General features: G+C 66.5%; 7 protein-coding genes and 1 pseudogene. 5 read left to right on the forward strand and 3 right to left on the reverse strand.

The window, feature by feature from the left end; genetic code table 11:
• A pseudogene (locus JWR89_RS02040) lies at positions 1–530 on the forward strand (ATP-binding protein); the annotation flags it as partial.
• A gap of 400 nt (positions 531–930) precedes the next feature.
• Here JWR89_RS02040 and JWR89_RS02045 read toward each other — a convergent pair.
• Positions 931–2,385 (reverse strand): DUF2235 domain-containing protein, encoded by a 1,455-nt coding sequence (locus JWR89_RS02045; protein ID WP_299711162.1) that lies wholly within the window; start codon positions 2,383–2,385, stop codon positions 931–933.
• A gap of 138 nt (positions 2,386–2,523) precedes the next feature.
• Between JWR89_RS02045 and JWR89_RS02050 the strand changes: the two genes are divergently transcribed.
• The 3 genes from JWR89_RS02050 to JWR89_RS02060 all read left to right on the forward strand — a co-directional run bounded on the left by JWR89_RS02050 (position 2,524) and on the right by JWR89_RS02060 (position 4,812).
• Positions 2,524–3,714: a phage portal protein gene (locus tag JWR89_RS02050; RefSeq protein ID WP_299711165.1), complete on the forward strand. Its 1,191-nt coding sequence runs from the start codon at positions 2,524–2,526 to the stop codon at positions 3,712–3,714.
• A 221-nt stretch (positions 3,715–3,935) separates the two neighbouring features.
• Positions 3,936–4,436, forward strand: coding sequence for an Imm1 family immunity protein (locus JWR89_RS02055; protein ID WP_299711168.1), 501 nt, complete (start codon positions 3,936–3,938; stop codon positions 4,434–4,436).
• 94 nt (positions 4,437–4,530) lie between these two features.
• The gene (locus JWR89_RS02060) at positions 4,531–4,812 is read left to right on the forward strand and encodes a hypothetical protein (RefSeq protein ID WP_299711170.1); all 282 of its coding nucleotides are present in this window, start codon (positions 4,531–4,533) and stop codon (positions 4,810–4,812) included.
• 60 nt (positions 4,813–4,872) lie between these two features.
• Here JWR89_RS02060 and JWR89_RS02065 read toward each other — a convergent pair whose 3' ends face one another.
• Positions 4,873–5,079 carry a hypothetical protein gene (locus tag JWR89_RS02065; protein ID WP_299711173.1) on the reverse strand — a complete coding sequence of 69 codons (207 nt, stop codon included), beginning with the start codon at positions 5,077–5,079 and terminating at the stop codon, positions 4,873–4,875.
• A gap of 277 nt (positions 5,080–5,356) precedes the next feature.
• Between JWR89_RS02065 and JWR89_RS02070 the strand changes: the two genes are divergently transcribed.
• The gene (locus tag JWR89_RS02070) at positions 5,357–6,052 is read left to right on the forward strand and encodes a PilZ domain-containing protein (RefSeq protein ID WP_299711176.1); all 696 of its coding nucleotides are present in this window, start codon (positions 5,357–5,359) and stop codon (positions 6,050–6,052) included.
• 294 nt (positions 6,053–6,346) lie between these two features.
• On the opposite strand, the gene JWR89_RS02075 is transcribed toward JWR89_RS02070, so the two are convergent.
• On the reverse strand, positions 6,347–7,002 hold a 656-nt coding region (locus tag JWR89_RS02075; RefSeq protein ID WP_299711178.1), incomplete at its 5' end, for a tetratricopeptide repeat protein.

Raw genomic sequence — 7,002 nt, forward strand, 5'->3', positions numbered from 1 at the left:
CGGGTCCGCGAGGCGCCGCCGCTGCGGCGTAGCGTGGTGGCGGTGGACCCGCCGGTGTCGTCGGGCAAGCGCGCGGATTCCTGCGGCATTGTAGCTGCGGGGATCGCCGAGAGCGGGATCGTGTATATCGTGGCCGACGACACGGTGTCGTCGGAGACTCCCGCGGCGTGGGCCAACAAGGCCATCGCGCTGTGGCGACGGCTCGATGCCGACGCGCTGTTGGTTGAGATCAACCAGGGCGGCGAGATGTGCGCAGCGTGATCAACGAGATCGATCCCGGCGTGCCGGTGACCCCGGTGCGCGCCTTGCGCGGCAAGTGGCTGCGCGCCGAGCCGGTGGCGACGTTGTACGAGCAGGGCCGCGTCAAACACGCCGGCGCCTTCGCCGCACTGGAAGACGAGATGTGTGATTTCGCGTCGAGCGGATTGTCGTCGGGCCGCTCGCCCGACCGCGTCGATGCGCTGGTCTGGGCGGTGGCGTCGCTGGCGCTGGGTCGGCGGGGTGATGGGCCGCGGGTGCGGGGGTTGTGATGCTGTAATGTAGTTGAAGATAAGCACTACGTGTCCCGGGCGCGATGCAGCGCGAAGTGCTGCTTCGCAGAACCGGGATCCCGGTTCTGCGGCGCACTACCATCGCCTGCGGCGATGGCACTGCACCGCGCCCGGGAAACGGGAGGGCAGCGCGCGTTTCGATTTCCTGCGGCCCATCTTGTGGTTTCCCGGGCGCGATGCAGCGCGAAGTGCTGCTTCGCAGAACCGGGATCCCGGTTCTGCGGTGCACCACCATCGCCTGCGGCGATGCCGCTGCACCGCGCCCGGGAAACGGGAGGCATCGTCCATGTGGCTCTCCATCCGCTCGCCATCGGCATCGCCGCCGTCGCGGCGGCGATGGCCGCGGTGTCGGTGGCCCACGCCGTCCCTGGCGATGGCGTCAGCTCTGGTCCTGCTCGTCGTCGGCGGGATCTGGCTTGGCGCGGGGGGATGGCACGGGCTGCGGGTCGTAGCGGTGGAACGCGGCGAGGCGGCCGCGCAATGATGGCGGATCGTATTTCGTGTAGCTGCCGTAGTTCTGCACTTCCGGCAGCGCGAGGCGGTCATACACGCTGGCATGGAGGAACGCGCCGTCGGGGATGTCGCGCAGCTTCACCGGCCAGCGCAGCCAGTCGATGCCCAAGATCGCCTTCTGGGTCTCGTCGTGCTGCATGCCGGCCGGCGACGGCCATGGCCGCAGGTAGCTGGTATCGACCAGCACCGGATGTGGCACGCGCTGCGCTTCGGTAGCGATCCACTGCAGCGCGATGTCGGATAGTCGCGCCTCGTTCTCGATATAGCCGCCGCCGATGTCGGCATGGTTGCCGGCAAACCAGATCTGCTCAAACCAGTTGACGGCGTGCTCGCCGTCGTCGGCGATGCCCGCCGCGTTGCTCCATTCGACGCGCCTGAAATCCTTGCGCGCCTCGTCGATCGACAGCGCATGACGCGCGAAGGCCACGCGGTTGTTGAGGTTGCGGTCGTAGAACCGCAGCTTCCAGCCGACGATATGCACGGTCTGCCAGAACGGATAGCTGGTGCCGGTGGCCCATTTGACGTGGGTCCAGAGATAAGCGAAGACGCCGCCGGCGACGCTCAGCCCGATCAGCGCGGTGAGCCAGCCGTGATAGCTGCCGGTCCAGTGACTAAGCCCCCAGGCGATCGCGGCGAGTACGCCATACACGATCGGCAGGCCAATAATCGCCGCCAGAAAAATCTTCGACCAGCTCGCGCCGAGCGCCGCCACGGTGTCCCAGACGCCGATGAAATACGGCACCTCGTTGGCGACGCCGCCGGTGTCGGAGCCGTATTTTTTCCGGAACGCGGCGGCGAGCTGCAGCCGCTGGTCGCGGAACCGCTCCTCCTTCTGCGAGGCGCCGTGCTGGTACACGTTCTTCACCGCCTCGGTGGCGATGCGTTCGGCGGTGTCGGCATCGACCCGGACGGGCGCGCCATTCTCGCTGCGCGGCACTCCGCACAGCGACAGCACGCCGCCGAGACAGCGCACCGTATAGGCGCCGCGGCTGAAGCCGAACAGGTAGATGCGGTCGCCTGGCCGCCACAGCTCGATGATCGCACTGTAGCAATCGATGATGTTGCGGGTGATGCCGAGCCCGGTGGCCTGGCTGAGCAAGTTGTAGATCTTGCGGCCGAACGATACTTCGCGGCCGCCCGGCGCGGTCTGGGTGCCCAACCCGGGATCGTAGAACGCCACTTGCTGCAATGGATCGTTGGCGGTGTCCGGGCCGCAGCGCGTGGCGCGGTACAGCTTGTAGACGTTGGTGCGCTTCTCGTCGGGCATCAGGCCGCCGGCCTGTCCGGTGCCATCCGAGAAAATCAGGATGTTCTTCGGCATGCGGTTGCTCCGCCGAACCGGCGCGCCACGGGATCGCGCAGGGGCGCCAAAGGTCGCCAAATGCGAATGCCGCGTCCACGGCCGACGGGTTGTCGATCAACGAAGTGCACGTTTTGAGTGTAGCGACAGGAAGCCGCCATGTTCGATCGCCTGAAGGCCTATCTCGCGGCGCCGGAGACCAAGGCGTCGCGCACCGCCCGGTTGCTGGCCTATGACAGCGGGGGGCGGGCGCGCTGGACGCCGCGGGACTTTTCCGCACTCGCGCGCGAGGGCTATCTCGCCAATGCCGTCGTGCACCGCGCGGTCCGGCTGATCGCCGAGAATGCCGCGGCGTGTTCGTTCGGAGTGTTCGAGGGCGCGCGCGAGCATGAGGCGCATCCACTGTCGCAGCTGCTGACGCGGCCGAACCCGCGGCAGGACGGCGGCGTGTTCTTCGAGATGCTGTATGCGCATCTGCTGCTCGCCGGCAACGCCTATGTGGAGTCCGTGACGCTCGACGATGCCGGGCGGCAGCCCGAAGTCCGCGAACTCTACGCGCTGCGGCCGGACCGCATCAAGGTGGTGCCCGGCAGCGATGGCTGGGCGGAGGCCTATGAATACAGCGTCGGCGGCCGTCAGGTGCGCTTCGATCAGCAGAGTGCGGCGTTGCCGCCGATCCTGCATCTGACCTTCTTCCATCCGCTCGACGACCACTATGGTCTCGCGCCGATCGAGGCCGCCGCGGTGGCGCTCGACACCCACAACGCTGCGGCGAAGTGGAACAAGGCGCTGCTCGACAATGCCGCGCGCCCCTCGGGCGCGCTGATCTATGCCGGGCCGGACGGCACGTTGCTGTCGGACGCGCAGTTCGACCGGCTGAAGCGCGAACTCGAAGGCAGCTACGCCGGCGCGGTCAATGCCGGCCGGCCGCTGCTGCTGGAAGGCGGGCTCGACTGGAAGGCGATGTCGCTGACGCCGAAGGACATGGATTTTCTCGAGGCCAAGCACACTGCGGCGCGCGAGATCGCGCTGGCCTTCGGCGTGCCGCCGATGCTGCTCGGGATTCCCGGCGATAACACCTTTGCCAACTATCAGGAAGCCAACCGGGTGTTCTTCCGCCAGACCGTGCTGCCGCTGGCGAGCCGCGTCGGCGACGCGCTGGCGCAATGGCTGGCGCCGGCCTTCGGCGACAGTTTGCGCGTGGTCATCGACACCGACCGCATCGACGCGCTGGCGTCCGACCGCGCGGCGCTGTGGGAGCGGGTTTCAAATGCGGCATTCCTGACGCTGAACGAGAAACGCGAAGCCGTGGGCTATGCGCCGGTCGAGGGTGGGGACCGGCTGGGGTAGGGGCGGGCAGTCTGCGTAGCTTGCGCGGGTTCGGCACGAAGAATATCAACGCGGGTTGCTCGCGAAGTGGCAAGTAATAAGTACTACTTCCTCTTTCCCCGACGCAGCGCCTGCCGAAGCTTGGACTAGAACTCGGAAATCCTTATGTCACCTATATCGAACGGCAAACCGGCGAAAGACTCGAGATGTGGAACGGCAGATGGCTCTCGGGGGAGGTACCGGTGAAACGAACCATCTACTTTGATCGATTTCGCGGCGCCTATTGGCCGTCGCCCGGCGAGCTTGAACCGTTCTTCCTTGCGCCGAAAGGACAGGAATGGTCGTACCGCGGCAGGAATGATAGTTGGGGAATGAGCGTCAGCGCGCTTTACGGCACGGGGGACAAGCCTGAAGCCGACCAGGTGAGCGTGTCATTGGCCATGATAGGTAACCCCGAGCTCGGCGTTTATCTCGATTACAGCAAATGGGACGGCAGGATAAAGCAGGGACTCAGTTATTCCCCGAAAGGCGACCTGACGCGCCTTCTGGAGTTCGTGGAGTCGCTGCATACGACACCGCTGTCGGTCGGGCTGTTCATCCCGTTTCCGAAAGCCTGGCTTGCGGTGAAGGAGTTCATGGAGACCGACGGCGAGTTGCCGACAAGTATCGAGTGGATCGCGGATCGCGATCTGCCGCCGGAGGCGTTTCCCGTGCCGGCGCCGCCCGGGCAAAGATCGCGATAGCATTCGCGCTGCTTCGGTCATCTCTCATGACCGCATGGAACGCTGCACATTGTTTGACGTTCCAAGGTGGGGCATCGAACGAAGGTCATGTCACATGCATAAAATGATCGCAGCGGCATCCGCCGCACTATTTGTCGCCAGCTTCTCTGCCGCGCCCGCGCTGGCCAAACACCGTGTGCACAACCCGAAGGCCGTCACGACAGGCACCACGTCAGGTGCCATGACGACGGGAGCCGGCGTCAACTCCGGCGCCGGCACGACCACCGGCATGGCGCGCGGCAATGCGGCGCTGGGCGGCAACAATGCCAACTCCGCCAGCGGCTCCAACAGCCTGACCAATCCGAAAAACGCCGGCAGCACCGGCAGCGGATTGTAAACAATCGCATCGGCGGGGCGACCCGCCGATCGCGCTTCTGCAGATCAGCCGCGGACCGGCCTAGCTGTTCCGCTGCCGCTCATAGTCGCGCAAAAACGATAGGCCGTGCACGGTGAGGCGGTGCGGGTCGCGTTCGCCGTTGAGGTACAGCGCGTCGAGATGGCGGGCGAGCTTGTCGCGTGCGCCCTTTGGCTCGCGACGGTCGGCCAGCGCCTCGTAGATGTTGATGGCGCGATCGACGGAGGCGATGTTTTGATGGATCGTCATGGTGGCCTCGAATGCTCGATGGCACGCATGGCCATCCGGTGCCGGTGCCCTTGCAGCCGGCTCCGGAGTTAATCGCCCCCGAGATCGATCGTTCCGGAAAAAGGCCCGGCGCGCTGCCCAAATAGCGTGCGCCACGCGCCGCCGCCGGGCGCGAAGTGCATGGCAGTTGCCGGTGCCTGGCAACCTCCCGCTAACCGGTGCGCAGAAAGGTGTGGGTAACCTTATGCAACTTCAGGGCGTCTGCTTTATGGTGCGTCGGTACCTGAGGGGATTCGCCGTGACCGTGAAGGATTTTCTCAAGCAGCGCGCGGTCAATATCGTGGTCGGCGGCAATTACGAACTGCCGAACTGGCTCGACGCCCAGGGCCGGCCGCGCAACTTCGCCTGCCGCACCAGCCGGGTGTCGCCGTTCCGCATGATCGTGGCGGCGCCGGTGGTCGGCCGGGTCGGCGACCAGATCACCTCGTATTTCGGCGATTTCGGCAGCCTCGAGGGCCGCATCAGCGATACCACCGCCGGCGAATTCCTGCTCGAACTCAACATGACCGGCGCGATGCGGCAGAAGATGGCCGACAAGCTGAGCTGGCTGGAGAAGAAGCTGAAGGATGCCAGCGTGCAGGACGCCCGCCGCCAGGCCCGCATCATTCCCGCCGTGCCGCATTCGGCCCTGACCCTGGCGGACGGCAGCATCCATTCCTGTTTCATCATCGACGTCTCGGTCTCCGGCGCGGCGGTGTCCGCCGACCTGCAGCCGGCGATCGGCACGCCGCTGGCAGTCGGCGCCTGCATCGGCCGCGTGGTGCGGCATCTGCCCGACGGCTTTGCGGTGCAGTTCGTCGAGCCGCAGAACCGCGCCGACCTGGAACGCCGCATCGCGCGTCCGCCGCAGTTGCGGGTGCCGGGCGTCAGGCTCGCGCGTGAACCAGCGCAGGACAACGCGGTGCCGGATGCCGACGAGGCGGGTACCGGGTAGGGACGGTTGGGGTTAGCTGGGACTGGATGTTAGCTACGTCTCAGTAACGACGGCGCAGCGCGCTTCTTCTTCTTCTTCTTCTTCCCCTCTCCCCTTGTGGGAGAGGGTGGCCGCGCGTCAGCGCGGTCGGGTGAGGGGGTGCCACAAGCTCCGAGCCTCGCGACTACCCCTCATCCGTCACGGCCTACGGCCGTGCCACCTTCTCCCACCTAGCGAAGCTTCGCTTCGCGCGGGGGAGAAGGAAGAAAGCAAGCAACCAAGCAACCAAGCAACCAAGCAAGCCAACGCGCGCCCTCACTGCGTGGCGGCGCGGGTCCAGGTCGGGGATTTCGGATCGAGTTTTCGCGCGGCGGCGGTGTCGGCCATGGCGCCGGACGCGTCGCCGGTCTTTTGGCGGGCCAAAGCGCGCAAATCGTAGGCCAGCGCATAGCCCGGCTGCAGCCGCAGCGCCTCGCTGTAGTCCGCGATGGCGCCGGCCGCGTCGCCGTCGTCGTCGCGGGCATTGCCGCGGTTGATGTGAAACGCCGCGACCTCCGGATTGAGCCGGATCGCCGCTTCGAAATCCGCGCGCGCGCGCGCCGGCTCGTGCTTGGCCTTCCACACCAGGCCGCGGTTGTTGAACGCCACGGCATAGCCGGGCTGCAGCCGGATCGCCTCGTCGTAATCGGCAATCGCGGCGATGAGGTCGCCGTTGTCGTGGCGCGCGCTGCCGCGGTTGTAGCGCGTGCAGGGGTCATTGGGATCGAGCCGAATGGCGGCGTCGTAATCGGCGATGGCGCGGCTGTGGTCGCCCTGCAGCTGCCAGGCGTTGCCGCGGTTGGCGTAGCCGCTGGGGTCCTGCGGCTTGAGCCGGATCGCGGTGTTGAAATCGGCGATGGCGCGGGCGAAGTCGCCTTGGCTCTGGAACATGATGCCGCGGTTGATGGTGGCGCCGAGATGGCCGGGATCGC

It is taken from the genome of Tardiphaga sp. (genome assembly GCF_028290785.1).
In the GTDB taxonomy this organism is placed as follows: domain Bacteria; phylum Pseudomonadota; class Alphaproteobacteria; order Rhizobiales; family Xanthobacteraceae; genus Tardiphaga.

What these genes read in the sequence shown, in the direction of transcription:
- JWR89_RS02045 (WP_299711162.1), bottom strand. Translation starts at nt 2,385, where the DNA reads ATGCCGAAGAACATCCTGATTTTCTCGGATGGCACCGGACAGGCCGGC.
- JWR89_RS02050 (WP_299711165.1), top strand. Translation starts at nt 2,524, where the DNA reads ATGTTCGATCGCCTGAAGGCCTATCTCGCGGCGCCGGAGACCAAGGCG.
- JWR89_RS02060 (WP_299711170.1), top strand. Translation starts at nt 4,531, where the DNA reads ATGCATAAAATGATCGCAGCGGCATCCGCCGCACTATTTGTCGCCAGC.
- JWR89_RS02065 (WP_299711173.1), bottom strand. Translation starts at nt 5,079, where the DNA reads ATGACGATCCATCAAAACATCGCCTCCGTCGATCGCGCCATCAACATC.